The organism is Hongsoonwoonella zoysiae, from assembly GCF_013266695.1.
GTDB classification, from domain to species: Bacteria; Pseudomonadota; Alphaproteobacteria; order Rhizobiales; family Stappiaceae; genus Hongsoonwoonella; species Hongsoonwoonella zoysiae.
Genome location: NZ_JABRXF010000001.1, coordinates 1727245 through 1751084 on the forward strand (window position 1 = coordinate 1727245; position 23840 = coordinate 1751084).

A 23840-nucleotide genomic window follows, 5' to 3' on the forward strand; every position below is an offset into this window, starting at 1 on the left:
GCTGAGCTTCAGCCGATCTTGATGGTCTGATCCGCGACGAATTCGAACGGCGGCACCATGAGGTTTTCCGGGGCCGGGCCTTTGCGGATGCGGCCTGCCGTGTCGTAGTGCGAGCCATGGCAGGGGCAGAACCAGCCGCCAAAATCACCCGCATCGCCGAGCGGCACGCAACCAAGGTGCGTGCAGATGCCGACCATGATCAGCCACGGCTCCTTCTCGGGCGCCGCGCGGTGTTCGTCGGTCGCGGTCGCGTCCGCCGGAAGATTGGAGTTGCGGGCGAACTGATCCGGCAGGTCGTCGAGCGAAACGGACTTCGCCTTCTCGATCTCCTCCGCCGTGCGATGGCGGATGAAGACGGGCTTTCCGCGCCACTTCACGGTGATCGACTGTCCTTCCTCGACCGCCGAAACGTCCACTTCGATCGAAGCGAGCGCCAGCGCCGAAGCATCCGGGTTCATCTGGTCAATGAAGGGCCATGCAAGCGCTCCCGCGCCGACCGCCCCAACTGCACCGGTCGCGATATAGAGGAAATCGCGGCGTGTCGGTTCGACCGTATCCTGCTGTGCCAAGGTCGCGTCCTCTTCAAACTGTTTCGGCCCTGAACGGCAAGCCCGCTCCGAATCTTCCCTATCGGTAATAATACCTAGAAGGGCTCGGGCAGGCTAACAGGGCCACAAAGTGCGTCAAAAGCGCACCCGTTCAAGCGGGCGTCTTTTTGCATCGTTCCCGGCTCTTGTCCAGATCGTCATACGGCGAAATGACGCTTTGTCGCGCTCCCGGTCGTTTTTTTTCAACGTATTGCCGCCGCTATTTCGCCGATGTTCGCGTTACGTGCGCAAATGCGGTTGCTTCCGGCAATGCGGGCGGCGGTGTCAGGCGACCGCCGCACTGTCGATGAAGCCGCCGGACTGGCGCTTCCACAGGTCCGCGTAAAGCCCGCCGCGGGCCAGTAGATCCCCGTGCGTGCCTTCTTCCACGATCCGGCCCCGGTCCATGACCACGAGCCGGTCCATCGCCGCGATCGTCGACAGCCGATGGGCGATGGCGATCACCGTCTTGCCTTCCATGAGTTCCGTCAGGCTTTCCTGGATCGCGGCCTCGATCTCCGAATCAAGCGCCGAGGTCGCTTCATCCAGGACAAGGATCGGCGCATCCTTGAGGAGAACGCGGGCGATCGCGATCCGTTGCCGCTGGCCGCCGGAAAGCTTGACCCCGCGCTCGCCCACATGGGCGTCCATGCCGGTCCGTCCCTCAAGGTCCTCGAGCCCCTTGATGAAACGCTCCGCATGGGCGCGCCTTGCCGCCTCCCACGCCTCTTCGCGCCCGGCATCGGGGCGTCCGTAGACGATGTTTTCGAGCACCGAGCGGTGCAGGAGCGAGGTGTCCTGCGTGACAACGCCGACCTGCGCGCGAAGCGATTCCTGAGTTATGGCCGAGATATCCTGACCGTCGACGAGGATGCGCCCGCCCTCAAGGTCGTAAAAGCGCAAAAGCAGGTTTACCAGCGTCGACTTGCCGGCACCCGAACGGCCTATGAGGCCGATTTTTTCGCCGGGTTCGATATCGAGCGTCAGATCCTCGATCACGCCGGACGCCTTGCCGTAATGAAAGCGGATATTCTCGAAGCGGATCGCGCCGTCCTGGACGACGAGTGGCTTTGCGCCCGCCCGGTCCACCACTTCGCGCTCGCGCGAAATCGTGGTGATACCGTCCTGCACCGTGCCGACATTTTCGAAAAGGCCCGAAACCTCCCAGAGAATCCACTGCGACATGCCCTGGAGCCGCAGCACGAGGGCGACCGCGACCGCGATGTCGCCCGTGCCGACGGCGCTCGACCGCCACAGGAAGATCGACAATGTGCCGACGGAAAAAAGCAGCAGCGTGTTGATGCCGTTGAGCGAGATGTTCAGCGCCGTAACGAGCCGCATCTGGCGAAAGACCGTGCGCAGGAACGCGCTCATGGAGTTCTTCGCGTAATTCTCCTCCCGCTCGGTATGGGAGAAGAGCTTTACCGTGGAGATATTGGTGTAGGCATCGACGACATGGCCGGTCATCAGCGCACGGGCATCCGCCTGATCGCGCGAGGCGTCCTTGAGCTTCGGAACGAAAAACCAGATCACGCCGAGATAAGCGAAGAGCCAGAGGATGAGCGGTGCCGCAAGCTCAAGGCTTGCCTCCCCGATCAGAAGAAGCGCCGAGACGAAATAGACGGAAATGTAGACGAGGATATCGACGATGCGGGTGACGACCTCGCGTACGGCGAGCGCGGTCTGCATCACCTTGTTGGCGATGCGGCCGGCGAAATCGTTCTGGTAAAAGCCGATGCTCTGGCGCAGCAGATAGCGATGCACGCGCCAGCGCACGCTCATCGGGTAATTGCCGAGAACGCCTTGATGGAAGAGCGACTCCCACAAGGCGTTTACCGCGGGCAGGATGACGAGTATGACCGTCGCCATCCACAAAAGGCGGGGCCAGTTGTCGGCGAAGAAGGTGTCGCGATTGGCCGAAGACAGCCAGTTCACGAGGTCGCCGAGGAAGGAAAACACCATCACCTCGAACACCGCGATCAATGCGCCGAGGACGCCGACCGCCGCCAGCACGGGCCAGATCGGCCTGGTATAGTACCAGCAGAACCTGACCAGCGTATCGGGCGGCGGCCCCTCGATCCCTTCCGCCCTGAAGGGATCGATCAAACGCTCAAAGCGATCGAACATCGTGCATTCTCCGCAGAAGGCGGCTTGCCTTCCTTTCCGCCTCATCTTCAAGCCCTTCGATGTCCGCGTAGTCGAGCGAACTCAGGAAACGCGGCTCGAACGGGGAGACCAGAAACGTAAGCCCGAAGCTCACGATCGCAACCGCGATCACCAACGCGCCAATAAAGAGCCCGGCCAACCGGTCGACGAAGACGGAGGCCGTCTCGGCGCCGGCAGCGGTGACGAACTCATCGACCCGGGCCATCTCCGAAAGGAGAACGGGCGCGAAGATCAACAGCGCGATGAAGGTAACCGCAAGGATGCTCGTCCCGGCGAGGGCGACAACCCTTTTCAGGCGCTTTTCCCGCGGCTCCAAAGGCTGCAGATCGCGAAGGTGCCGGATGTCGACATCCGGCAGGTCGTGCCGGAATTCAAGCTCCGACGGCAGTTTCATGAACATGGCAATGCGCTCCCGTTAGGGAAGAACAGGAAATGAGGAGCCAGCGGGAAACGGAAAGCGAAACGGAGTCGCTTACCGATCCGCACGCCGGACGCCCGAAGGCGATTCCGCACGGATTGGCCGTTGGCCGTTAGTCTGGATCAGTTGGAAGGAAAATGCCCGGGAAGCGGGCGGCGGGCCGTCAGGAAGCTGCGATGCAGCTCCATGAGCGACGCGGCGTCGATGCCGATGACACGCCGGGATAACGGCGGATGCCGAACGGAGCGACGCTGATCGAAAGCGCGAACTTGGCTGTCATGCGATCCCTCCGTTAAAGGCTGATGCCATCGGTTGAAAAGACGCTGCGGCGGAATGTGCCTTCATCGACAGGAAACGGCACGGCCCAGCTAAGGAGCACGCAAGATACACAGCTTTTCGCGAATAACCAGCCCCAGGGGAAAGTTTTCTGCGACGATCCGACGCGGCTGTTGCAGGCAGGCAACAGGGCTGATGGTTATCCGAGCCGATTTGGCAAGCAACGGCGGCTGTGGCATGTAGCTGGAAGAGATTTTCTGCAGGAGCGTGACGATGGCTGAAACCGTGCTGGGCGTGATCGGCGGATCGGGCATTTACGATCTGCCAGGGCTGGAAGGAGCGGCCTGGACGAAGATGGAAAGCCCCTGGGGCGAACCGTCGGACGAAATTCGCATCGGCACCATAAACGGCCTGAAAATCTGCTTCCTGCCGCGCCACGGCCGCGGGCACATATATGCCCCTTCCGACATCAACTACCGCGCCAATATCGACGCCATGAAGCGCTGCGGGGTAACCGACCTCATATCGGTATCGGCCTGCGGCTCGCTGAAGGAGGAATATGCGCCCGGCACCTTCGTGCTGGTGGAGCAGTTCATCGACCGCACTTTCGCGCGGCCGAAAAGCTTCTTCGGGAAGGGCTGCGTGGCCCATGTCTCTATGGCTTATCCGGTAAGCCCGCGCCTCATCGACCACGTGGAGGCGGCGGCGAAGGCGGAAGACCTGACCTTCCGGCGCGGGGGAACCTATCTTGCGATGGAAGGCCCGCAGTTCTCTTCACTTGCCGAAAGCCACCTCTACCGCGCCTGGGGCTGCGACGTGATCGGCATGACGAACATGCCCGAGGCCAAGCTCGCCCGCGAGGCGGAGATCTGCTACTCGACGGTTGCCATGGTGACCGATTACGACAGCTGGCATCCCGACCACGGCGAAGTCGATATCCAGGCGATCATCAAGGTGCTGCACGAAAACGCGGAGAATGCGCAACGCCTCGTCGCAAGGCTTGCCCGCGATATCCCGCGTGAGCACGAGGCTTGTCCGATCGGCTCCGACACCGCGCTCGACTATGCGATCCTGACCGCCCCGGAAGCGCGCGATCCCGCGCTTTTGGCGAAGCTGGACGCCGTTGCGGGGCGGGTTTTGAGCAAATAAGCAGCTTCACACTGTCGTTTCCTGTCTTCCATGGAAGGCTCATCCCCGTGTAAGTAAGCTGGTTTGCGAAATTCGACCGGCAGCCGCTCATGCGCGCGTTGCCGGGCGCAAGTGCTGCGAAGTCGAACACGATTACGAACAGAATGCGAGGCGCTCCCATGGGTGCGGACACAGTTTCCGACGAACTCATCAAATCGATCCGCACGATTCCCGACTATCCGAAAGAGGGCATCCTGTTTCGCGATATCACGACGCTGCTGGGCGATGCCCGCGCGTTCCGCCGCGCGGTCGATGCGCTCGTCCAGCCGTGGGCGGGCTCCAAGATCGACCAGGTCGCCGGCATTGAGGCGCGCGGCTTCATTCTGGGCGGGGCGGTGGCGCACCAGCTTTCCGCCGGTTTCGTGCCGATCCGCAAGAAGGGCAAGCTGCCGCATGAGACCGTCCGCATCGCCTATTCGCTGGAATACGGCCTCGACGAGATGGAAATGCACAAGGACGCGATCAAACCTGGCGACAAGGTGATCCTCGTCGACGACCTGATCGCGACCGGCGGCACGGCGGAAGGGGCGAGCAAGCTCCTCAGGCAGATGGGGGCCGAGGTCGTTGCCGCCTGCTTCATCATCGACCTGCCGGACCTTGGCGGGCGCAAGAAGCTGGAAGCGCTCGACGTTCCGGTGCGCACGCTCGTGGAATTCCCCGGCCACTAAAGCGCTTTCCGATCGGGTTGAAAAACCTGATCGATAAGAAATCGCTTCAGGATCAATATCTTGAGCATATTTCGCCGAAATCGAATCAGATTTGGCGAAATATGCTGTAACGGAAAGACGCGTGACGATGGCGCCGGATACAGATCGGGAGTGCGGCCGCCGGTTCGACGCTGGCTTTCACGATGAGTTCGGCGCACTGCTGGCCTGGCGCCGGGACGTGCGCCGGTTCCTGCCCGACGCGATTGCGCCAGCCCTTGTGGAAGAGCTTCTGGCGAAGGCGCATACCGCCCCGTCCGTCGGCAACAGTCAGCCATGGCGCTTCGTGCTGGTGGAAAGCGCGGAAGCTCGCGCATGGGTACGCGAGAGCTTCCTGAGGGCGAACGCCGACGCGCTGGCCGACCTTTCCGGCGAGCGGGCCGCGACCTACGCGCGGCTGAAACTTTCGGGTCTCGATGTCGCGCCGGTTCAGATCGCCGTTTTCTGCGATGAGGCGACGGAGCAGGGCGCCGGGCTCGGCCGCAGGACGATGCCCGAGACGCTTGCCTATTCCGTCGTCTGCGCGATCCACACGCTCTGGCTTGCCGCGCGCGCGTATGGCCTTGGCCTTGGCTGGGTTTCGATCCTTGAACCGGAGGTTGTAACAAAATCGCTGAATGTGCCTTCCGAATGGCGCCTGATCGCGTATCTTTGTCTCGGGCTGCCGGAAGAGGAGCATCTCGACCCGGAACTGGAACGCGCTGGCTGGCAGGACCGGCAGGGCCTGAAGGAACGGATTGTCAAACGATAGCCGTACCGGCATTTTTCGGCTGAAGCCGGACGGCGAAACGGGGGTGCGCATGAGCGCTGAAATTCGGGCTATCGAAGAGGCAGACCACGACAAGGTGGTCGACCTTCTGACCAGACGCTGGACGAGCCCGCTGCAACTGCTTGACGGAAAGATGGTCGACGCGTCGAGACTGCCGGGCTTCATCGCCGAGGAAAATGGCGAAATGGTGGGGCTGGTGACGGTCATCAAGCGGGACGAGGAATGGGAGATCCTGACGCTCGATTCGCTCAAAGGCCAGAGCGGGACAGGCACGCTTCTTCTGAATGCCGTGATCGGCGATGCGGTGGAGCACGGCATCCAGCGGATTACCGTCAGAACGTCGAACGACAATCTCGACGCATTCCGCTTCTACCAGCGCCGCGGTTTTCGCCTGGAAGGGGTGAACCCGGGCGTGATCGACGAGGAACGGAAGATGAAGCCGGAAATCCCGATGACCGGCGAATACGGCATCCCGATCCACGACGAAGTGCTTTTCGCCCGGAAAATCTGAGGGGCGCAGCCCTCAGGATATGGTATCCGCTTCGGGTTCCATTTCCACGAACACCCGGCCCTTGAAGGAGAACACCGGCTCGCCGTGCTGGTTTATGCCCTCGTTCTCGGTGAAAAGAATGACCCAGCCCGGCCTGGAGCGGCTGGGCCGCGCTTCCACGGCGGTCGTGTAATAGGTGACGGTGTCGCCCGCGAAGACGGGGCGTATCCACTTGAGGTCTTCAAAGCCCGGAGAGGGGCCGAGCTGAGAGACTGTTTCGCCCGCGGCTTTCGCCTGGTCCGCCACTCGCGCTCGGTAAGCGATCATCAGCTTCATCCACACAGACGCGGTATGCCAGCCGGAAGCGCAAAGCCTGCCGAAGTGGGTCTTCGCCGCTTCCTCATCGGACAGGTGAAAGCGCTGCGGGTCGAACTGGCGAGCGAATTTCACGATGTTTACGGGCGTGAAAGTGTAGCTGCCAAGCTCGTGACGCTGGCCAATGGCGTTCAGCTCCGGCGTTGTCATGCAGCAGCCTCCTCGCGCCCGAACAGGATCGCGTTTTCCTGGGTCATCACCATTTCGCCGCGCTGATTGGAGACCGTGAAGACAAAGCGCACGACGCCGAGTCCGGGCTTCGATTTCAATTCGCGCGTGCCGAGCACCTTCGCCGTGGCATGAAGCTCATCGCCCGCAAGCACGGGGCGTTTCCACACAACCTTGTCGACGCCGGGGGAGCCCATGCAGGTGGAGGCAAGCAGGAGATTGTCGCACAGAAGACGCATCAGCATGGCGATGGTGTGCCAGCCGGACGCGGCCAGCCCGCCAAGCATGGACGCCTTGCCGGCGGCCTCGTCCAGATGGAAGGGCTGGGGATCGAATTCCCCGGCGAAGGCGATGATTTCATCCGCCGTCACCAGTTTCGTTCCGAGGTCGATTTCCTCGCCCTCACGGAAGTCTTCGAAAGTGCGAAAAGCCGTCATGGCGCGTGCTTTTACACGAAATCGCCGGCCTGTCGAGCCTGTGCTTTCGAACAACGCAAGGTCATGAGGCTTGCAATTCAAACAACGTCAATTTCATGTTTCGAAGATCGACGTTTATCAAACGTAGAAATTTGCATATCGAGGCGGGCTCGTTATTATCGCGCTCATCCCGAGAAGAAAACGATCAGGCCGACGCTGACCAACAACGACGGTAAATGCGCATGCATGCGCCAATAACCCGAGGAGTGTCTTTGTAATGTCTTTGCCGAAACCCCTGGAGTCCGCGGAACAGATCTCCGATATTGCCTTCGGCTTCATGGGATCGAAGGCTCTTTTTACCGCTCTCCATGTGGATCTGTTTTCGGCGCTGGCTGGCGATACCGCGACGGCGGAAGTTGTCGCGGAGCGGACGGGCCTCGATCCCGATCGCGCGACAACTCTTTTGACGGCGCTAACGACGCTCGGCCTCGTGGTGCGCAAGGGCAAGACTTACGAGAACGCGCCGGCGGCCGATGCCTTCCTCGTAAGAGGTAGAAAGTATGATTTCGGGGACTACCTGCGCTTCCAGATCGACAAGCAGATGTACCCGTTCCTGACGCAGCTTGAAGAGGCGCTGACCGGCGAACTGGAGCCCGATCAGATCTCGTCCTACGCAGACTGGTTTTCCGACCCGGAGGAAGCGCGGCTTTATTCGCAATCCCAGCATTCCGGATCGCTCGGCCCCGGGCGCTCGCTTGCCAAGATGATCGACCTTTCAAGCGCGAAGACCCTGCTGGACGTCGGAGGGGGCACCGGTGCTTTCTCGATATCGCTCTGCAAGGCCTATCCCGAACTGAGGTCCACGGTGCTGGATTTTCCGAATGTGATCGACGTTGGGCGCGGCTTCGTTGAAAAGGCGGGCCTTTCGGAGCGGATCGAGTTCAGGGCGGGAAATGCACTGGAAAGCGAATGGCCGAAGGACCGCGACGTGATCCTGATGTCCTACCTGCTGTCCGGCGTGCCGGGCGAGGCGATCCCCGGTCTCGTGCGCGCGGCGATGGACCACCTAGCGCCCGGCGGGCATTTCATCGTTCATGATTTCATGGTGGAGGACGACCGCACCGGGCCTAAGCTTGCCGCGCTCTGGCAGCTTCAGCATGTCGCCTTCAACCCGGAAGCCCGATCTGTCACCAGCGGCTGGGTGCGCGCGCTGATGGAGGCGGCAGGCTTTAGGGATATCGAGGTCGCCGAGATGATCCCCGGCATGACGACGATGGTGCATGGAGTGAAGCCGCCTGCCGGATGACTGCGGGGCCGAAAGGGGCTCTGGCTGTAACTACCGGTGGCCGTTTTTAAAAAAACAATGCAAAGTCAACCGAACTTTCAAGAATTCGGCTTGCGGGTGTGTCTTGATCAAGGCGTTCTTTATCAATCTCGACCGGCGCAGGGATCGGCTGGACCGCATGAGCCGGCAATTTGCCGCGGCCGGCATTTCCGCTTTGCGCTGGCCTGCGAAGGACGGAAATTCGCTTTCGCGCGAAGAGCGTTCGCTGTTCGATAAGACGAACCTTGGCCCTAGCCAGATCGGATGTTTCCTGAGCCATGTTGCCATATGGAAATGGTTGTTGGCGTCCAATGAGAATGCAGTCGCCGTTTTTGAAGACGACCTCGCCATCTCCACCCGCCTGAAGCACTTGTTGGAGGATGATTCCTGGCTTGCGCCGGACGCGGAGATCATTCGTCTTGAGACAGCCCTGCGGCAAACGCGACTGACAGGCATTCGACCCTCCGGAATCAAAGGGTTTTCGATTGGCAGATTACGCAAGAGGGCCTACGGCACCGGCGGGTATATCGTTACGAGGCGGGGTGCGGAAAGGCTGCTTGGCGGATACTGCCGGCCGATCAACAACATCGACATCCTGCTTTATGATCCATGGCTTCATGACGGCAAAGGCCCGCTTCGGGTCTTTCAGGTGCTCCCGGCGCCGGTCTCGCAACTTCAGTTTCTTTATCCGCGAAAGTTTGCGCACGAAAGCGACATCGTCACCGACAGGAAATTGCAGTCCGATGCTCGCGAGGTGTACAAGACCGGGCGGAGTTCGGCATCGCTGCCCAGGAAACTGATCTATGAGCTAGGCGATATTGCGCGTATCGTCCGCCGTCTGCCGCGCAATATATTCGTCGCGCTCACTTCGCGCGAGATGGTCGTGCCTTTCGACTCAGCGTACGAGAACGCAGCTTCTTCCGAAGCGCTTCCCCATCGGGCTGAAACAGCCGGCAGATCGCGAAACGCCCCGGAGTCAACGCATATTAGCGGTTGAACTTGAAATGCATGACGTCGCCGTCCCTGACGACGTACTCCTTGCCCTCGTCGCGTGCCTTGCCGGCTTCCTTGGCCGCTGTTTCGCCGCCGAGCGTGACGTAGTCGTCAAAGCCGATCGTCTGGGCGCGAATGAAGCCCTTCTCGAAATCGGTGTGGATGACGCCGGCGGCCTGGGGGGCCTTGGTTCCCTCCCGCACGGTCCATGCGCGCGCTTCCTTCGGGCCGCAGGTGAAATAGGTGATCAGGCCCAAAAGCTCGTATCCGGCGCGGATCATCCGGTCGAGGCCGGGCTCCTCAAGGCCCATCTCCGCCAGATAATCCTTCTGCTCGGCTTCGTCGAGCTGGGCAATTTCCGCCTCGATCGCCGCTGAAATCACCACGCAGGCGGCCCCTTCGGCGGCGGCCTTTTCGGCAACGCGGGCGGAGAATTCGTTGCCGTTCGCAGCCGAGCCTTCATCGACGTTGCACACGTAGAGGATGGGCTTGGATGTGAGAAGGTTCAACTCCTTGAGGATGCGCCTTTCCTCCGGCGAGGAGAGCTCCAGATAACGCACCGGCTTGCCGTTCTGAAGAAGCTCGAGCGCGGCCTCCATGATCGGCAGGACGGTCTTTGCGTCCTTGTCGCCGCCGGTCGCCTTCTTGCGCAGGGGAACGATGCGGCGCTCCAGGCTTTCCATATCGGCGACCATGAGTTCCGTCTCCACCGTCTCGGCATCGGCGATCGGGTCGATCTTGCCGTCGACGTGGGTGATGTCCTCATCCTCGAAACAGCGAAGCACATGGGCGATGGCGTCGACCTCGCGGATATTGGCGAGAAACTGGTTGCCGAGGCCTTCGCCCTTGGAGGCACCGCGCACGAGGCCGGCGATGTCGACGAAGGTCAGGCGGGTGGGCACGATGTTGGCGCTCTTCGCGATCTCGGCGATCTTCTCAAGGCGAGGATCGGGAACGGCGACGTCGCCGGTGTTCGGCTCGATCGTGCAGAACGGAAAATTCGCCGCCTGCGCGGCGGCCGTTCTCGTGAGCGCGTTGAAAAGCGTGGACTTGCCGACGTTCGGCAGGCCGACGATGCCGCACTGAAATCCCATTTATTCCGATCCTTTTGAACCAAACAGCCGCTTCAGCCCTTCGGCGAGCGGGCCTTTTTTACTGCCTTGGCCGGGCGTTGCCGGTGGCGCATCGCTTTCTGTCTGCGCTGGCGCATCCGGTTTTGCCTTGCGATCCGCCTTCGGCTTCGCCGGTTTTTCCGGCGCTGTCGCCAGATGAATCCGGTTGGCGAATTGCGAATCCTTGCCTTCCGCCAGAAGCGGGGCTTCGGCGGCGATGGCGTCGAGCAGGGGCTCCAGCCAGTCGCGGTCGGCCTTTGCGAAATCGCCGAGAACCCAGTGCGTCACCAGCTCCTTGCGGCCCGGATGGCCAATGCCGATGCGAAGCCGGCGATAGTCCGTCCCGATATGGGCGGATATCGAGCGCAGGCCGTTATGCCCGCCGTGGCCGCCGCCCTGCTTCATGCGCGTCTTGCCGGGAGCAAGGTCAAGCTCGTCGTAGAGCACGCAGACGTCTTCGGGAGAAAGCTTGAAGAAACGAACCGCCTCGCCCACCGCGCGGCCGGATTCGTTCATATAGGTCTGAGGCTTCATGAGAAGCGTCTTTTCGCCGCCGAGCACGCCTTCGCAGACTTCCGACTGGAAGCGGGCGCGCCAGGGACCGAAAGCGGCATGGCGGCGGTGTATCGCGTCCGCCGCCATGAATCCGACATTGTGGCGATTGCGCTCGTATTTCGGGCCGGGATTGCCAAGGCCGACGATGAGCCGCATGGGATCCCTTTCTCGATATCGCGAGCGGACCGCGGAGGAGGAGGCTTACTCTTCCTCGCCTTCGCCTTCTTCGGCTTCCGCCTCGGCTTCGGCTTCCGCGGCTTCCGCCTCGGCTTCCTCGCCCTCTTCCTCTTCCTTCAAGCCGGCGGGAGCGGCGATCGTCGCGATGGTGAAATCGCGGTCGGTGATCGTCAGCTCGCAGCCCTCAGGCAGCGCAACGGCCGAAATGTGAAGGGAATCGCCAAGGTCGGCCTTCGCGAGGTCAAGCTCCAGCGCATCCGGAATGGCGTCGGCCGGAACGGTCATTTCGACCGTATGGCGCACGACGTTCAGCACGCCGCCGCGCTTCAGGCCGGGCGAGGTCTCTTCATTGAGGAAGTGGACCGGGATTTCCACGGTCAGCTTCGCGCCCTTGGACACGCGCAGGAAATCCACGTGGATCAGATCGTCGCGGACCGGATGAAGCTGGTAGTCCTTCGCGATGACGCGGTGCTTCTCGCCGTCGACGTCGATCGTCGCGAGATTCGTCATGAAACCGCCCTTGTGCAGCACAAGCGTCGTTTCCTTCAACGGAATCGCGATCGGCAGGGCCGGTTTCTTGTCGCCGTAGATCACGGCAGGGATCAGGCCTTCGCGACGCAGCGCACGAGCGGCCCCCTTGCCCACACGATCCCGCGGCGAAGCCTTGAGCTCATAGCCTTCAGCCATGGCGTAACTCCTTCGGGTTGTGATGTAGAAAACGGTGCGAAAACCGGAAGGCGACATGATCCGCCCGCCCTTCGCCCGCCTTTTGCGTATCTCCTCCAGGGGTGCAGATACGCGCGCGATGCTATAGCCGAAGACCTTCCAAAGGGCAAGCGCGCCGGGCCAAATGGCAAGCGTGCCGGGAATTGACACTGCGCGTTCCGCCGGTCACGTTCCGGTATCGGAACCTGCCGGACGACAATCCGCGCACCGCGTCCGCATTCGCCGGATACCCGTTCTCCAAAGGTCATGTAACAATCGGGAGGAATTTCATGCTTGCCCGGATCAACAGACGCTCCCTGCTGAAATCCGCTGCCGCCGGCGCCCTGGCGCTCGCGGTCTCCTTCGCCGCCGTTGCGCCGTCCTTCGCCGCCGACAAGATCACCGTCGGCGCGCTGCGCTTTACCTCCCACGCGCCGAGCTTCGTGGCCTATGAGCGTGGCTATTTCGTCGAGGAAGGCCTGGACGTGGAGTTCAAGTTCTTCCAGGCCGCCCAGCCAATGGCGGTGGCGATCGCCTCCGGCGATGTCGATTTCGGCGTGACCGCAATTTCCGGCGGGCTCATCAATATAGCCGACAAGGGTGCGATCAAGGTTATCGGCGGCGCGCTGAGCGAGGAGCAAGGCATCGACGGCCAGATGATCCTCGTCTCCAGGAAAGCCTATGACGAAGGCGTGAAAACGCCGGCCGACCTCAAGGGCCGCAGCTTCGGCATCACCCAGTCGGGATCGTCCTTCCATTACATGGCGCATAAGATCGCCGACAAGGAAGGATTTGCGCGTTCCGAGATTTCCCTCAAGCCGCTGCAGAAGGTGGGGGCGATCATCGGTGCGCTGAAGAGCGGACAGATCGACGCCTGGACCATCGTGCCCCATATCGCAAAGCCGCTTGCCGGTGGCGAGGAGGTCGAGGCGATCGGCATGGTTGCCGACTATATCCCGAACTATCAGGTGACGACCGTCTTCACCTCCACCGAAAACGCGACGGAAAAGCCCGAACTGACCAAACGTTTCCTGGCGGCATTCGCCAAGGGCGCGGCGGATTTCAACGCGGCCCTCGTCGACAAGTCCGCCGGGGATGAAGCAGCCGAGGATATGGTCAAGCTCATCCACAAGTACGTCTACACCGACAGGCCGTACGAGAAGGCGGCGCCGTCGATCCGTAATGGTGCGATGCGGATCAACGAAGGGGCGGCGCTCAACCTGACGAGCGTTAAGGACCAGCTCGACTGGTTCAAGTCGGAAGGGTTGGTGTCCGAAAGCGTTACGGTCGAAAAGCTTGTCGACGCAAGTTTCGTTAAAACCTACTGAGTGCGCAAATAAATGGGAGCGGCGAGCCCGATTGGTTCGCCGCTCCCGCTTTTCCGATTTGGCGGCTTCGATATCACGGCGACGTGATCAATCGTGAAAACGTGCCGAAACACGCTCCGCAGATGCTTTTTGGCCCGAAAACCTGCCTTGTCAGGGTGCGTCGGGGCACTGCGGCCTAGAAATACGCAACGTAAGTTGTCGCGATGCGCGGAAATCCGGTGCGACGCGGGTTCTGGCGGCAATACGGACTCCGCACTCCGGGCCGCGCGGCGGTTCCCATTTGGTGATAGCCGATAAACCTTCTGTCCTGATTATGTGCTTGAGAAATTCAAATGCGTGCCTGTGTTCACAGGCTTCTGGCGCGTCAGATACCTGGTATGCGTAATGAAACGAATATTGCTTTACGGGCTGTCGATCTTGCTGAGCGCGGCGGTTTTATTGGCCGCGGCGCAGGCGATCCATCGCACCTTCGTCAATTCCTGGAACGAAAAACAGTTCGAGGAGTTCGCCGCGCGGGCGGCCACGCGCATGGACCTCGCCATCGATCTTGCCGTGATCGCCATGAGCGAGCTGTCGGCGGCCGGCGAACTCGCCTGCACTGCGGAGGGCGAGGCGGCCATCCGGGACACGGTCTTCGCCTCCAGCGCGATCAAGGACATTTTCATCATGACCGGCGGCAAGGCCTGCCGCGCATTCGCCGAAAGCGACCTGATGCTGGAAACGGCCGTGGCGAACAAGCCGCGTTACGGCGCGCGTAACGCGCAGATCAGCCTGTTTTCCATGACGGACAATTCAGGCCATCCCGTGCTTGGCGTGGTCTGGACGCTGGCGCAGGATAGCGAAGCGATCGCCATCGTCAGCACCGATGCGCTGCTGTTCGATATCCTGCCGGCCGCCGTGCGCGACTTCGCGGACATGCGGATCGACCTGGGCGCGAGCACCGTCGTTGCGAGTTACGAACCGAGCACCGGCAGGCTTGCGGACGAGGATGTGGTCGAGCGATATCGGGCTGCCTCCGCCAGGTATCCGCTGACGTCGCTGTTGCGGGTGAACCGAAACGCGACTTCGGGCTGGAACCGCGAGAGGCCCTTGTTCGTCGATATTGCGGCGATCATCGGCGCGATCATTGTCGGATCGCTCATCGGCAAGCTGCTTTCGCGCCCGCCGTCGCTTGCTGGCGACCTGAAGAACGCGATCCGTTCAGGCGAGATCAAGCCGTATTTCCAGCCGATTATCTCGCTCGGCTCCAATGAAATCGTCGGCTGCGAACTGCTTGCACGCTGGCTGCGCCGCGACGGCACTATGGTTTCCCCGGCGGAGTTCATTCCGCTGGCGGAAAACTCCGGCCTCATCGACGGCGTGATGGAGGCGATCCTCACCGATGCCGGGCCGCAGCTCGCCGGCCTCATCGCCGAACGGCCGTCTTTGAAGGTCAGTTTCAATGTGACGCCCCGCCAGTTCCTGAGCGAAGGCTTCGTGACGCGCCTCGGCGCGCTTATCCTCCAGTCGGGCCTTTCACGAGCCAGGCTGGTGGTCGAGGTGACGGAACGCCAGCAAATCGAGGATATGGCGCGCGCGCGCACCGTTGCGGCGGAACTGCGCGAGCAGGGCATTCACGTCGCGATCGACGATGCGGGCACGGGGCACAACGGCCTTTCGGCGATCCAGACGCTCGGCGCGTCCTGTGTGAAGATCGACAAGCTCTTCGTCGACGGCGTGGTGACCGATCACCGGACACGCACGCTGGTTGAGATGCTGGTGACCGTGGCGCGCGAATTCGGCATGACGACGGTTGCCGAAGGCATCGAGGATACCGAGCAGGTCGCCGTTCTCAAGGCGCTGGGCGTTCAGGAAGGGCAGGGCTTCCTCATCTCGCGCCCCGTTCCGGCGGCCGAGTTTCGCGAACAGGTGAACCGCTCCTCGCTGGCGGGAAAGGTCGTCGCCCTTGAAGGGGGCAGGCTTCCGAACGCGCCCGACCGGTCCGGCGCGCCGATGCGGCTGTCCGGTTGGCGGTAGCACATCGCGCAAAGCAGCGCTTCCGCACTCGAAAGGCTTCGACAAAAACAAAACCCGGCTTCCATGCGAAGCCGGGTTTTTTGTGTTTGCGTTCAGGCTGCCGGTATTGTCCGGCGGCTCAGTTGAAGAGGCTCGATACAGATTTTTCAAGCGCGGTGCGGTTGATGGCTTCGCCCATCAACGGGGCGATCGACAAGGTGCGGATGTTGGGCGCGGCAATAACGGCCGCCGTCGGCTCGATCGAATTGGTGATCACCAGTTCCTTGAGCTTGGAGGCGGTGACGCGCGCGACCGCGCCACCCGAGAGCACCCCGTGAGTGATGTAGGCCGTTACCGAATTGGCGCCCTTTGCAAGCAGGGCTTCGGCGGCGTTGCACAGCGTGCCGCCGGAATCGACGATATCGTCGAAAAGGATGCAGTCGCGCCCCACCACGTCGCCGATGATGTTCATGACCTCGGACTCGCCCGGACGCTCGCGGCGCTTGTCGACGATGGAAAGCGGCGCGTCGATGCGCTTGGCAAGCGCGCGCGCGCGCACCACGCCGCCGACGTCGGGCGAGACCACCATGACGTTCTCCGTCGAATAACGCTCCTTGATGTCGCGCGTCATGACGGGGGCGGCATAGAGATTGTCGGTCGGAATGTCGAAGAAGCCCTGGATCTGGCCGGCGTGCAGATCGAGCGTCAGAACGCGGTCGGCGCCGGCATGGGCGATCAGATTGGCCACCAGCTTGGCGGAGATCGGCGTGCGCCCACCGGCTTTTCGATCCTGCCGGGCGTAGCCGAAATAGGGGATCACCGCGGTGATGCGGCGCGCGGAGGAGCGGCGCAACGCATCGATGAGGATCAGAAGCTCCATAAGGTGGTCGTTGGCCGGATAGCTCGTCGACTGGATGACGAAAATATCCTCGCCGCGCACGTTTTCCTGAATTTCAACGAAGATTTCCTGATCGGCGAAGCGACGCACCTGGCAGCTTGCCAGCGGCACCTCGAGATAGGACGAAATCTGCTCCGCCAGGGCCCGGTTGGAGTTGCCTGCGACGAGTTTCATGTCCCGCAAGTCCTTTTCGTGAAGCGCGCTGCCGTATCGATGCCACGGCGCCTGCGTGAAAGGTCACGCAATTATGGTTTGTTGTCCGGATTTTCGCCGGGCCCGCGCGTCGGCTGTCACCCCGGCAGGCGGCGGCGTTTTAGCAACCGCACACACATCCGACAACCTGCCCTGTCGCGGGCGGGTGCATTTTTTGCATGAAAAGATCCGATAGACGCGTCCGGGACACGATTTACGAAGCCTTGACCTATCGGTAGGTCCATGCCCTGAGCGCGGCGACGGTACGTTTGGCGGTGCGGGTCAGCGTGTCGCCGTCGATGCCGGACCACGGATCGCCCGATGTGCCCTCGGCGCTTTCCTGCCCGACAATACGGTGAACCCGGTTGCCGGCATTGTCGACGACGTCGAAGACGTAGAAGAGCGTTACCGAGGACTGGTCACCGGTTGCCGACAGGTATCCGTTCACACGATAGGTCGCCGGCGCACCGACGCGCCGGACCAGCGTCAGCCCCTGAGCGCGCGCTTCGGTGCCGATGTCGCTTGCCAGCGAATCGGCGATGTTGCCCGGCGCGCCGGTGAAAGGTTCGAACGCATAGGACGTCTTTTCCGGCGCCACCTGCGGCGGGTCGGAAATGACGGGCCCGCGCGTGGACGAGCCGATCTCGCCCGGAGGCGTCGTGTTCGCGCAGGCCGAAAGAACCAGCGCCGCGGCGGCCACGCAAGCCAGCGCAGCCGCCCGTCGCCGAAGCCTGGGAGTGCAAATACCTGCCGAATTCAACGTCATTCTCGTCTCGCCGCTTTCCAAATCAGCTCCGGACCCTACCGGATGATCGTTTATCCCGCCTTTACGGGCAGGTCGAGGGGCAGTTTCGAAAGGCATTCCGGATCGCCCTCGCCGGTGAGGTACGTCCGCCCGAGCGTCATCGCCGTGCCGGTGGCGGAATCGGCGAGGATCATATGCATGAAAATGGTCATGTTCGGCACGATTTCGGCTGAGTTGGCGTGATAGGCCATGGGCCAGTCCATCCAGCTGGGCGAAAAGCGGGCGCCCAGCGAATAGCCGCAGGCGTTCAGCCTGTGTTGCTGCATCCCGTGCCTGTCCAGCACGACCGCATGGGCATCGAACAGATCGCCGAAGGTATGGCCCGGCTTCAGGCTCTTCTCCACGTGCCGCAGCGCATCTAGCGCGGCGGCATAGAGCCTTTCGTGTTCCGCCGTCGGCTTGCCGATGACGACGGTTTTCATCGACGCCGCGTGGTAGCGGCGATAAACGCCCGCCCATTCGAGTGTGAGCTGATCGTTTTGCGAAAGCCGGCGGCGGCCGGACTTGTAACGGCACAAAAGCGCGTCGCGGCCGGAGCCGATGATAAACTCGTTGCCGGGATAATCGCCGCCTCCCTCGAAGATCGCGCCCTGCATGGCGGCGAGAATGCGCCCTTCGTCGGCATCGGGCTTGATCTCTTCCATCGCGGCGAGCCAGGCATCGTCCGCCAGTTCCGCCGCCTTGCGGACGTATTCGATTTCCGCCGGGCTCTTGACCGCGCGCAAGAGCGGCACCAGCGAGGAGGCATCATCGAGATCGGCAAAGGAGCGAAGCGTTTCGTCAAGATCCTTGCCGAGCCGCGCCGTGAGCCCGTGCGTGTCGTATTCCACGCCGAGGCGGCTTCCCAGCAGGTCCATCTCGAAGAGAAGGTCGCGCAGCTGTTCCGTTGGCGATGCTCCGCCACGGTCGACCCAGACGCGGATGTCGGACAGGATCGACGTCTGCTGCGCCTGGCGAAGGTCGGCGGAGCGGGTCAGGAGCACCGTGCGCCCGTCCCGCGTGACGACCATGCACTGGAAATGGCAGAAGCCGAAAGTGTCGTAGCCCGTAAGCCAGTACATGCTTTCCTGTGCGAAAAGGAGCATCGCGTCCAGGCCCTCGTCGGCCATGAGCGCGCAAAGTGAGGTCAGGCGCGATTCGAACTCCGCCTTGGTGAAATGAACGGCCATTTTCAAGCCTCGCTCAGCACGATCGCCGACATGAGCCGCCCGTAGTCGTCTTCGCCCCGGTGGGTCGCGCGTCGATAGGAATAGAAGCGCTCCTCGTCCGCATAGGTGCAAAGACCAAGGTTCACGGCCTCGCCGACGCCCGCGTTTTCGAGACGCCCGCCTATGAAGCCTGGAAGGTCGAACATCGCGTGGCCGTCGCGTTCGGATGCGGTGAAATACCGCTCGCTTCCCGGCGCTTCGCGCCGAAACCTCTCCACGAACTCGGGACCGACCTCGTAGGCGGCGGAAGAGATTGTCGGCCCGAGGACGGCAGAAATTCGCTCACGCTTTGCTCCCAGCTTCTCCATCGCAGCGATCGTTGCTTCCAAGACGCCGGTAAGTGCGCCGCGCCAGCCGGCATGGGCCGCCCCGACGACGCGGGCGTGATGATCGGCAAACAGGACCGGACCGCAATCGGCGGTGGAAATGGCGATCGCAAGGCCGGGACGGTTTGTCACCAGGGCGTCCGCCTTCGGGCCCTTGCCGGGCGCCCAGGGCTCGTCCACCGTGATCACGTCGGCGGAATGATGCTGATAGGGCGAGACGAGGCGGGCGGGATCGACGGTGAGCGCTTGCGCGATCCTGCGGCGGTTTTCGAGCACCCGCGCACGATCGTCCTTCGAGCCGAGCCCGATGTTCAAGCTGCCGTATATGCCATCGGATACCCCGCCCATGCGCGTGAAATATCCGTGCTCTATTCCAGGTTTTTCTGCCAGTTGCGGCGCTTTGATCATCAACGGGACTCGAAGCTTTTCGAAACGGGACGAGCGATGGTGACGGGCGGGCTGTCAGGTGTCAAATGGCGGGGGGGCGAGGTCGGCTTTCGTGACGCCAAGAACCTTGAAAAGCGTGCCCATTGCGTCCGGCCCGGCGAGGCGTTCCACATCCGCGCGGATGCGTTCCTGCACCTCGGCAGGTTTTCCCGAGCCGAGCTGTCCGGCGCGCTCAAGCAGCCCCAGCCCGATCAGGAATTCGCCCTGCGTCATGGGGCCGGAAATTTTCGCGCCCGTCGTGCGGAAAGCATGGCCGAGCGCCTCGAAATTCACATGGGCCGTCAGGTCCGCATCGCCCGGGCGCGCGAGCACGGGATCGAACTCATGACGGTAAAGCGCCTGCAGCGTGTCGCCGGGTGTTGAGCGTGCGTAGCCGTAGTCGATCACAAGCGCCGCGCCGCCACGCATCGCGATCCTCGTGCCGATCGAGGCGGCGATGGCGTTGGCGAGGGGCTGCGTTTCCAGCACCGCGCCGGGCGCGGCCTTCCTCGCGGTGGGCGGAAGATCATCTTCCGAAAGGCTGGCCGGCCCGATGCCGAAGCAAAGCTCGCCCGCATCGTCCAGGCCGATCATCCGTTCCCGCCATCCGCCTTCGGTCAGGACATGCTGGTGGATGGGAAGCGCATCGAAAAACTCGTTGGCGACGAGGAAGAGCGGCGCATCGTCGGGGATTTCGCCTGGGTTGGCGGCGAATTCGGGTTTCAGCGGCGAATTGGCAAGCGTTTCGGCCTGCTTTTCGCGCAGGCGCGGGCTCGTCTCGACAAGGGTAAGACGTGCGGCTCCGAGGAAGGCGCTATCGAGTTTTGCCACCCGCAGCGCATCGGCCATCAGCGTGCCACGTCCCGGCCCCAGTTCGACCAGATGGAAGCGCGCCGGCCTGCCTGCCATGTGCCAGACATGGACAAGCCAACCGCCGATCATTTCGCCAAAGAGTTGGCTCACTTCGGGGGCCGTCACGAAATCGCCGCCGGCGCCGAAGGGTTCTGCGGTCATGTAATAGCCGTCTTGCGGATCGGACAGGCAGGCGCTCATGAAATCGGCGACCGATATAGGCCCGTCCGTAGCGATCCGGCGCTTCAGGCGCTGCGCCAGCCGCGTTTCGGATTTTCGCCCGCTCACCGGCTTTCGCCTTCCGCCGCCTCGCGGGCCGGGGCGCGCCGCGCCGCCCATATGGCGAGCGCAAGGCCGGCGAGGATCATCGGAACGGAAAGCAGGATGCCCATGGTGAGCCCTCCCGTGAGAAAGCCGATGTGGGCGTCCGGCATGCGAAAAAGCTCGACGAAGGAGCGGGCGGTTCCGTATCCGGCGGCGAAGACGCCGGCGGCAAGGCCGGGCCGCGCGAGCCCGCCGAAGCGATGCGTGACGAGGCGAACGACAAGGAAAAGGACGATGCCTTCGAGGGCTGCCTCGTAAAGCTGGCTGGGGTGGCGCGGTTCCGGCCCCGCGCCGGGAAAGACCATCGCCCAGGGCACATCGCTCGCCCGGCCCCAAAGCTCGCCATTGATGAAATTCGCGATGCGCCCGAAGAAAAGGCCGATGGGGGCTGTCGCGCCGGCAAGGTCGAAAAGTGTGAGGACCGACAGCCCGCGACGCCAAGCGAAGAGGACCATGGCGGCCACAACGCCCAGAAAACCGCCGTGGAAGGACATGCCTCCGGACCATATGGCGAGGATATCGGCCGGGTTGGAGGCGTAATAGGCCGGGTTGTAGAATAAAACGTAGCCAAGCCGGCCGCCCAGGATGATGCCCAGCGTCGCCCAGATGACGAAATCGTCGACGTCGAGAGGGGCGGGGTGTGTCGTGCCTGCCCAAAGCCTGTCATTGGCGACGAGCCTTCGCATGTAGCGCCATCCCAGAAGGATGCCGGCGATGTAGGCAAGCGCATACCAGCGCACGGCGAGTGGGCCGAATTCGATCAGCACCGGGTCGATGGCGGGAAACGGCAGGACGAAAAGCGGCATCTTTCGGCGGTCTCGATCAGGTGGCGACGGCGGCCTAGCGGCAATAGCGGTCTGCGCGCGACGTTGACGTTTTTTTTGCGCTTGCGTCAAGGTCGCAGGCGACGGGGGCTTGCGGATGCGGGCGGGGGCGCTTACTGCATCGGCGGAGGGCCTTGAACTCATTCGGTTCGTGCCCGAAATATGGTGCAAAGCGCGTGTCGCGGCCTGGAAAGGACGGGCCAGTGCGAAGGAGACGAACAATGACGACTGGACCGAACCGCATTCTCGACGACTTCGCCAAGCTGATGACCGATGCAGCCGGCGTGGCGCAGGGCGCGCGCCGCGAAGTGGAAACCGCCTTCCGCTCCCAGGCCGAGAGGTTCCTCGCGGACATGGATCTGGTCAAGCGCGAGGATTACGAAACCGTGAAGGAAATGGCGGCAAAGGCGCTCGATCAGGTCGATGCGCTGGAAGAGCGTGTCGCAAAGCTCGAGGGCCAGCTTGCTAAAAAGCCGGGGAAAAAAACGGAAACAGGTGAAGGCCAATAAGTTATTTTTCCGGAATTCGTCTTTCCGGCCATTCATTTAGCTTTAATTCGACCGCTGATTTGCCGCCACTTAACCGCCGCAATGGCATTATAGAGGGGCAATCACGTATCTTCGCTTGCGTCAGCGCGGGGAAACGATCCACAAGTTTCAATACTGTTAAGCAAAAGTGAACTTATTCGAAACGGACTTGCGGATATATATTGATTCCATGGCAGGATTCGCATTGCGTCGTTCTTTTGGTCAATGATGGCGGCCAGTGACGGATTTCAGCAGGGCGGTAGCTTTTCCGGGCGACGGGCCCGTTCCTGCGGACCGAAGCGAGAGGGATGGCGGGCCTTGCGGCCGCCGGAACTCTCAAAACGAGAGGAACGATCATGAGCCTCATCGACGTCGAGTACGAGCGGCCCGGAAATCCCGTCGACACGATCGAACATATCGCGGCAATCAACGACTGGTCGTTCGAGCGTTCGGGCGAGGATGAAATCACCATTTCGATCGCCGGTTACTGGTGCGACTACCATGTATCCTTCTCCTGGATGGAGGATCTGGAAGCGCTGCACCTTGCCTGCGCTTTCGACCTCAAGGTTCCCGAGCCGCGCAAGACGGAGATCATGCGCTTGCTTGCGCTCGTCAACGAGCAGCTGTGGATGGGCCATTTCGACCTGTGGAACCGAGAGGGGGTTGTGATATTCCGCCAGTCGCTGCTTCTGGCCGGCGGCGCGGACCCGACGTCCGCGCAGATCGAAGGTCTGCTTGCGAATGCGCTTGAAGCTTGCGAACGCTATTATCAGGCGTTCCAGTTCGTTGTCTGGGCCGGTAAATCCGCCTCCGAGGCCGTCGATACCGCCCTGTTCGAGACAGCAGGAGAAGCATGACGTATACCCCTCACCGCCCGCTGGTGCTTGTTGGCGCCGGGAAGATGGGCGGCGCGATGCTGGCTGGCTGGATTCAGAAAGGCGTAAATCCGAAATCTGTATTCGTCGTCGATCCTTCGCCCGCGCCTGAAATCGCCGATCTTATGAGCCGGGAGGGCATTGCCGGCGGAGAGGCTATGCCCGCCGACATGCGCCCGGCCATTCTGATGCTTGCGGTAAAACCGCAGATGATGGACGCCGTCCTGCCCAACCTCGTGCACAACACGGCCGCCGACACGCTGGTCCTGTCGGTCGCAGCGGGAACGACGATCGAGCGCTTTTCATCCGTATTCGGCGATGTGCCGATCGTCCGTGTCATGCCGAACACGCCGGCACAGGTGGGCCGCGGCATGAATGTCGCCTGCGCAAACGCACGCGTGGGCAAGGGTCAGAAAGACGATGTCACCACCCTTTTGAGCGCCATCGGCAAGGTCGCTTGGGTCGATGACGAGGCGCAGATGGATGCCGTGACCGCCGTCAGCGGATCCGGCCCGGCCTATGTCTTCTACCTGACGGAGGCGCTGGCCCAGGCGGGCGTGCGCGCAGGCCTGCCGGAAGACCTTGCAAATACGATCGCTCGTCAGACGGTCGTGGGCGCGGGCGAACTGATGCACCAGTCCGACCTCGATGCGTCTACCTTGCGCGAAAACGTCACCTCTCCAAACGGCACGACGGCGGCCGCGCTGGCCGTTCTGATGGCCGAAAACGGCCTGCAGCCGCTTATGGACAGGGCGGTTGAAGCGGCGGCGAAGCGGTCAAGAGACCTCGCAGGCTGACACGGCCGCCGTTTCCTCAACCCATGTGAGGCGGCATGTC

25 protein-coding genes are annotated in these 23840 nt (G+C 62.3%); 11 read left to right on the top strand and 14 right to left on the bottom strand.

All coding sequences use genetic code 11. The features are described 5' to 3' along the window. Positions 1-8: 8 nt before the first annotated feature. From petA to HPQ64_RS08000, 3 genes are all read right to left on the bottom strand, one after another. Positions 9-569 carry a ubiquinol-cytochrome c reductase iron-sulfur subunit gene (gene petA / locus HPQ64_RS07990; RefSeq protein ID WP_172887828.1) on the bottom strand — a complete coding sequence of 187 codons (561 nt, stop codon included), beginning with the start codon at positions 567-569 and terminating at the stop codon, positions 9-11. A 303-nt stretch (positions 570-872) separates the two neighbouring features. After that, complete coding sequence (locus HPQ64_RS07995; RefSeq protein WP_172887829.1) at positions 873-2714, bottom strand: ABC transporter ATP-binding protein; 1842 nt, start codon at positions 2712-2714, stop codon at positions 873-875. After that, positions 2698-3153 (bottom strand): hypothetical protein, encoded by a 456-nt coding sequence (locus HPQ64_RS08000; protein ID WP_172887830.1) that lies wholly within the window; start codon positions 3151-3153, stop codon positions 2698-2700. Before HPQ64_RS08000 ends, HPQ64_RS07995 begins: the two co-directional genes overlap by 17 nt. A gap of 567 nt (positions 3154-3720) precedes the next feature. On the opposite strand from HPQ64_RS08000, the gene HPQ64_RS08005 reads away from it, so the two are divergent. The 4 genes from HPQ64_RS08005 (at position 3721) to HPQ64_RS08020 (ending at position 6619) form a co-directional block, all read left to right on the top strand. Beyond that, a complete protein-coding gene (locus HPQ64_RS08005; protein WP_172887831.1) occupies positions 3721-4596 on the top strand; it encodes an S-methyl-5'-thioadenosine phosphorylase in 876 nt (291 codons plus the stop codon). Positions 4597-4754: 158 nt separating this feature from the next. Continuing rightward, positions 4755-5303: an adenine phosphoribosyltransferase gene (locus tag HPQ64_RS08010; RefSeq protein WP_172887832.1), complete on the top strand. Its 549-nt coding sequence runs from the start codon at positions 4755-4757 to the stop codon at positions 5301-5303. A gap of 127 nt (positions 5304-5430) precedes the next feature. Then, positions 5431-6090 (top strand): 5,6-dimethylbenzimidazole synthase, encoded by a 660-nt coding sequence (gene bluB / locus HPQ64_RS08015; protein ID WP_172888565.1) that lies wholly within the window; start codon positions 5431-5433, stop codon positions 6088-6090. Positions 6091-6139: 49 nt separating this feature from the next. Further along, a complete protein-coding gene (locus HPQ64_RS08020; RefSeq protein WP_172887833.1) occupies positions 6140-6619 on the top strand; it encodes a GNAT family N-acetyltransferase in 480 nt (159 codons plus the stop codon). A 12-nt stretch (positions 6620-6631) separates the two neighbouring features. On the opposite strand, the gene HPQ64_RS08025 is transcribed toward HPQ64_RS08020, so the two are convergent. Beyond that, positions 6632-7123, bottom strand: a complete 492-nt coding sequence (locus tag HPQ64_RS08025) for a MaoC family dehydratase (RefSeq protein WP_172887834.1) — start codon at positions 7121-7123, stop codon at positions 6632-6634. Continuing rightward, complete coding sequence (locus HPQ64_RS08030) at positions 7120-7578, bottom strand: MaoC family dehydratase (protein ID WP_172887835.1); 459 nt, start codon at positions 7576-7578, stop codon at positions 7120-7122. The genes HPQ64_RS08025 and HPQ64_RS08030 overlap by 4 nt, the downstream gene beginning before the upstream one ends. Before the next feature lie 256 nt (positions 7579-7834). Here HPQ64_RS08030 and HPQ64_RS08035 point away from each other — a divergent pair, with 256 nt between their 5' ends. Both HPQ64_RS08035 and HPQ64_RS08040 read left to right on the top strand, forming a co-directional pair. After that, the gene (locus HPQ64_RS08035) at positions 7835-8863 is read left to right on the top strand and encodes a methyltransferase (protein WP_172887836.1); all 1029 of its coding nucleotides are present in this window, start codon (positions 7835-7837) and stop codon (positions 8861-8863) included. A 103-nt stretch (positions 8864-8966) separates the two neighbouring features. After that, on the top strand, positions 8967-9878 hold the full coding sequence (locus HPQ64_RS08040; protein ID WP_172887837.1) for a glycosyltransferase family 25 protein: 912 nt from the start codon (positions 8967-8969) through the stop codon (positions 9876-9878). Here the strand turns inward: HPQ64_RS08040 and ychF are convergent. From ychF to HPQ64_RS08055, 3 genes are read right to left on the bottom strand one after another with little or no spacing between them, the layout of a single operon-like run. Next, on the bottom strand, positions 9868-10968 hold the full coding sequence (gene ychF / locus HPQ64_RS08045; protein WP_172887838.1) for a redox-regulated ATPase YchF: 1101 nt from the start codon (positions 10966-10968) through the stop codon (positions 9868-9870). The genes HPQ64_RS08040 and ychF overlap by 11 nt on opposite strands. Beyond that, a complete protein-coding gene (pth, locus tag HPQ64_RS08050; protein ID WP_172887839.1) occupies positions 10969-11697 on the bottom strand; it encodes an aminoacyl-tRNA hydrolase in 729 nt (242 codons plus the stop codon). It abuts the gene before it with no gap. Positions 11698-11742: 45 nt separating this feature from the next. Next, positions 11743-12405: a 50S ribosomal protein L25/general stress protein Ctc gene (locus HPQ64_RS08055; RefSeq protein WP_172888566.1), complete on the bottom strand. Its 663-nt coding sequence runs from the start codon at positions 12403-12405 to the stop codon at positions 11743-11745. 308 nt (positions 12406-12713) lie between these two features. Here HPQ64_RS08055 and HPQ64_RS08060 point away from each other — a divergent pair, with 308 nt between their 5' ends. Next, entirely contained in the window at positions 12714-13751 is a 1038-nt protein-coding gene (locus HPQ64_RS08060; protein ID WP_172887840.1) for an ABC transporter substrate-binding protein, read from the top strand. A gap of 384 nt (positions 13752-14135) precedes the next feature. Further along, a complete protein-coding gene (locus HPQ64_RS08065; RefSeq protein ID WP_172887841.1) occupies positions 14136-15767 on the top strand; it encodes an EAL domain-containing protein in 1632 nt (543 codons plus the stop codon). A gap of 118 nt (positions 15768-15885) precedes the next feature. On the opposite strand, the gene HPQ64_RS08070 is transcribed toward HPQ64_RS08065, so the two are convergent. From HPQ64_RS08070 to lgt, 6 genes are all read right to left on the bottom strand, one after another. Next, on the bottom strand, positions 15886-16818 hold the full coding sequence (locus HPQ64_RS08070; RefSeq protein WP_172887842.1) for a ribose-phosphate pyrophosphokinase: 933 nt from the start codon (positions 16816-16818) through the stop codon (positions 15886-15888). A gap of 247 nt (positions 16819-17065) precedes the next feature. Continuing rightward, entirely contained in the window at positions 17066-17602 is a 537-nt protein-coding gene (locus tag HPQ64_RS08075) for a hypothetical protein (protein WP_210260129.1), read from the bottom strand. Positions 17603-17652: 50 nt separating this feature from the next. Next, complete coding sequence (locus HPQ64_RS08080; protein WP_172887843.1) at positions 17653-18810, bottom strand: M24 family metallopeptidase; 1158 nt, start codon at positions 18808-18810, stop codon at positions 17653-17655. A 2-nt stretch (positions 18811-18812) separates the two neighbouring features. Then, entirely contained in the window at positions 18813-19583 is a 771-nt protein-coding gene (gene pgeF / locus HPQ64_RS08085; protein ID WP_172887844.1) for a peptidoglycan editing factor PgeF, read from the bottom strand. 54 nt (positions 19584-19637) lie between these two features. Then, positions 19638-20741, bottom strand: a complete 1104-nt coding sequence (locus HPQ64_RS08090) for a class I SAM-dependent methyltransferase (protein WP_343035949.1) — start codon at positions 20739-20741, stop codon at positions 19638-19640. Continuing rightward, a complete protein-coding gene (gene lgt / locus HPQ64_RS08095; RefSeq protein ID WP_172887846.1) occupies positions 20738-21583 on the bottom strand; it encodes a prolipoprotein diacylglyceryl transferase in 846 nt (281 codons plus the stop codon). Before lgt ends, HPQ64_RS08090 begins: the two co-directional genes overlap by 4 nt. A 239-nt stretch (positions 21584-21822) precedes the next feature. Between lgt and HPQ64_RS08100 the strand changes: the two genes are divergently transcribed. The 3 genes from HPQ64_RS08100 (at position 21823) to proC (ending at position 23800) form a co-directional block, all read left to right on the top strand. Continuing rightward, the gene (locus HPQ64_RS08100) at positions 21823-22110 is read left to right on the top strand and encodes an accessory factor UbiK family protein (protein WP_172887847.1); all 288 of its coding nucleotides are present in this window, start codon (positions 21823-21825) and stop codon (positions 22108-22110) included. Positions 22111-22484: 374 nt separating this feature from the next. Beyond that, entirely contained in the window at positions 22485-22985 is a 501-nt protein-coding gene (locus HPQ64_RS08105; protein WP_172887848.1) for a type III secretion system chaperone family protein, read from the top strand. Further along, entirely contained in the window at positions 22982-23800 is an 819-nt protein-coding gene (gene proC / locus HPQ64_RS08110) for a pyrroline-5-carboxylate reductase (protein ID WP_172887849.1), read from the top strand. The genes HPQ64_RS08105 and proC overlap by 4 nt, the downstream gene beginning before the upstream one ends. Positions 23801-23840: the final 40 nt, after the last annotated feature.

Excerpts from the sequence above, each read along its gene's own strand:
- HPQ64_RS07995 (WP_172887829.1), bottom strand. The coding sequence starts at position 2,714 with ATGTTCGATCGCTTTGAGCGTTTGATCGATCCCTTCAGGGCGGAAGGG.
- HPQ64_RS08000 (WP_172887830.1), bottom strand. The coding sequence starts at position 3,153 with ATGTTCATGAAACTGCCGTCGGAGCTTGAATTCCGGCACGACCTGCCG.
- HPQ64_RS08005 (WP_172887831.1), top strand. The coding sequence starts at position 3,721 with ATGGCTGAAACCGTGCTGGGCGTGATCGGCGGATCGGGCATTTACGAT.
- HPQ64_RS08010 (WP_172887832.1), top strand. The coding sequence starts at position 4,755 with ATGGGTGCGGACACAGTTTCCGACGAACTCATCAAATCGATCCGCACG.
- bluB (WP_172888565.1), top strand. The coding sequence starts at position 5,431 with ATGGCGCCGGATACAGATCGGGAGTGCGGCCGCCGGTTCGACGCTGGC.
- HPQ64_RS08020 (WP_172887833.1), top strand. The coding sequence starts at position 6,140 with ATGAGCGCTGAAATTCGGGCTATCGAAGAGGCAGACCACGACAAGGTG.
- HPQ64_RS08025 (WP_172887834.1), bottom strand. The coding sequence starts at position 7,123 with ATGACAACGCCGGAGCTGAACGCCATTGGCCAGCGTCACGAGCTTGGC.
- HPQ64_RS08030 (WP_172887835.1), bottom strand. The coding sequence starts at position 7,578 with ATGACGGCTTTTCGCACTTTCGAAGACTTCCGTGAGGGCGAGGAAATC.
- HPQ64_RS08035 (WP_172887836.1), top strand. The coding sequence starts at position 7,835 with ATGTCTTTGCCGAAACCCCTGGAGTCCGCGGAACAGATCTCCGATATT.
- ychF (WP_172887838.1), bottom strand. The coding sequence starts at position 10,968 with ATGGGATTTCAGTGCGGCATCGTCGGCCTGCCGAACGTCGGCAAGTCC.
- pth (WP_172887839.1), bottom strand. The coding sequence starts at position 11,697 with ATGCGGCTCATCGTCGGCCTTGGCAATCCCGGCCCGAAATACGAGCGC.
- HPQ64_RS08055 (WP_172888566.1), bottom strand. The coding sequence starts at position 12,405 with ATGGCTGAAGGCTATGAGCTCAAGGCTTCGCCGCGGGATCGTGTGGGC.
- HPQ64_RS08060 (WP_172887840.1), top strand. The coding sequence starts at position 12,714 with ATGCTTGCCCGGATCAACAGACGCTCCCTGCTGAAATCCGCTGCCGCC.
- HPQ64_RS08065 (WP_172887841.1), top strand. The coding sequence starts at position 14,136 with ATGAAACGAATATTGCTTTACGGGCTGTCGATCTTGCTGAGCGCGGCG.
- HPQ64_RS08070 (WP_172887842.1), bottom strand. The coding sequence starts at position 16,818 with ATGAAACTCGTCGCAGGCAACTCCAACCGGGCCCTGGCGGAGCAGATT.
- HPQ64_RS08075 (WP_210260129.1), bottom strand. The coding sequence starts at position 17,602 with ATGACGTTGAATTCGGCAGGTATTTGCACTCCCAGGCTTCGGCGACGG.
- HPQ64_RS08080 (WP_172887843.1), bottom strand. The coding sequence starts at position 18,810 with ATGGCCGTTCATTTCACCAAGGCGGAGTTCGAATCGCGCCTGACCTCA.
- pgeF (WP_172887844.1), bottom strand. The coding sequence starts at position 19,583 with ATGATCAAAGCGCCGCAACTGGCAGAAAAACCTGGAATAGAGCACGGA.
- lgt (WP_172887846.1), bottom strand. The coding sequence starts at position 21,583 with ATGCCGCTTTTCGTCCTGCCGTTTCCCGCCATCGACCCGGTGCTGATC.
- HPQ64_RS08100 (WP_172887847.1), top strand. The coding sequence starts at position 21,823 with ATGACGACTGGACCGAACCGCATTCTCGACGACTTCGCCAAGCTGATG.
- HPQ64_RS08105 (WP_172887848.1), top strand. The coding sequence starts at position 22,485 with ATGAGCCTCATCGACGTCGAGTACGAGCGGCCCGGAAATCCCGTCGAC.
- proC (WP_172887849.1), top strand. The coding sequence starts at position 22,982 with ATGACGTATACCCCTCACCGCCCGCTGGTGCTTGTTGGCGCCGGGAAG.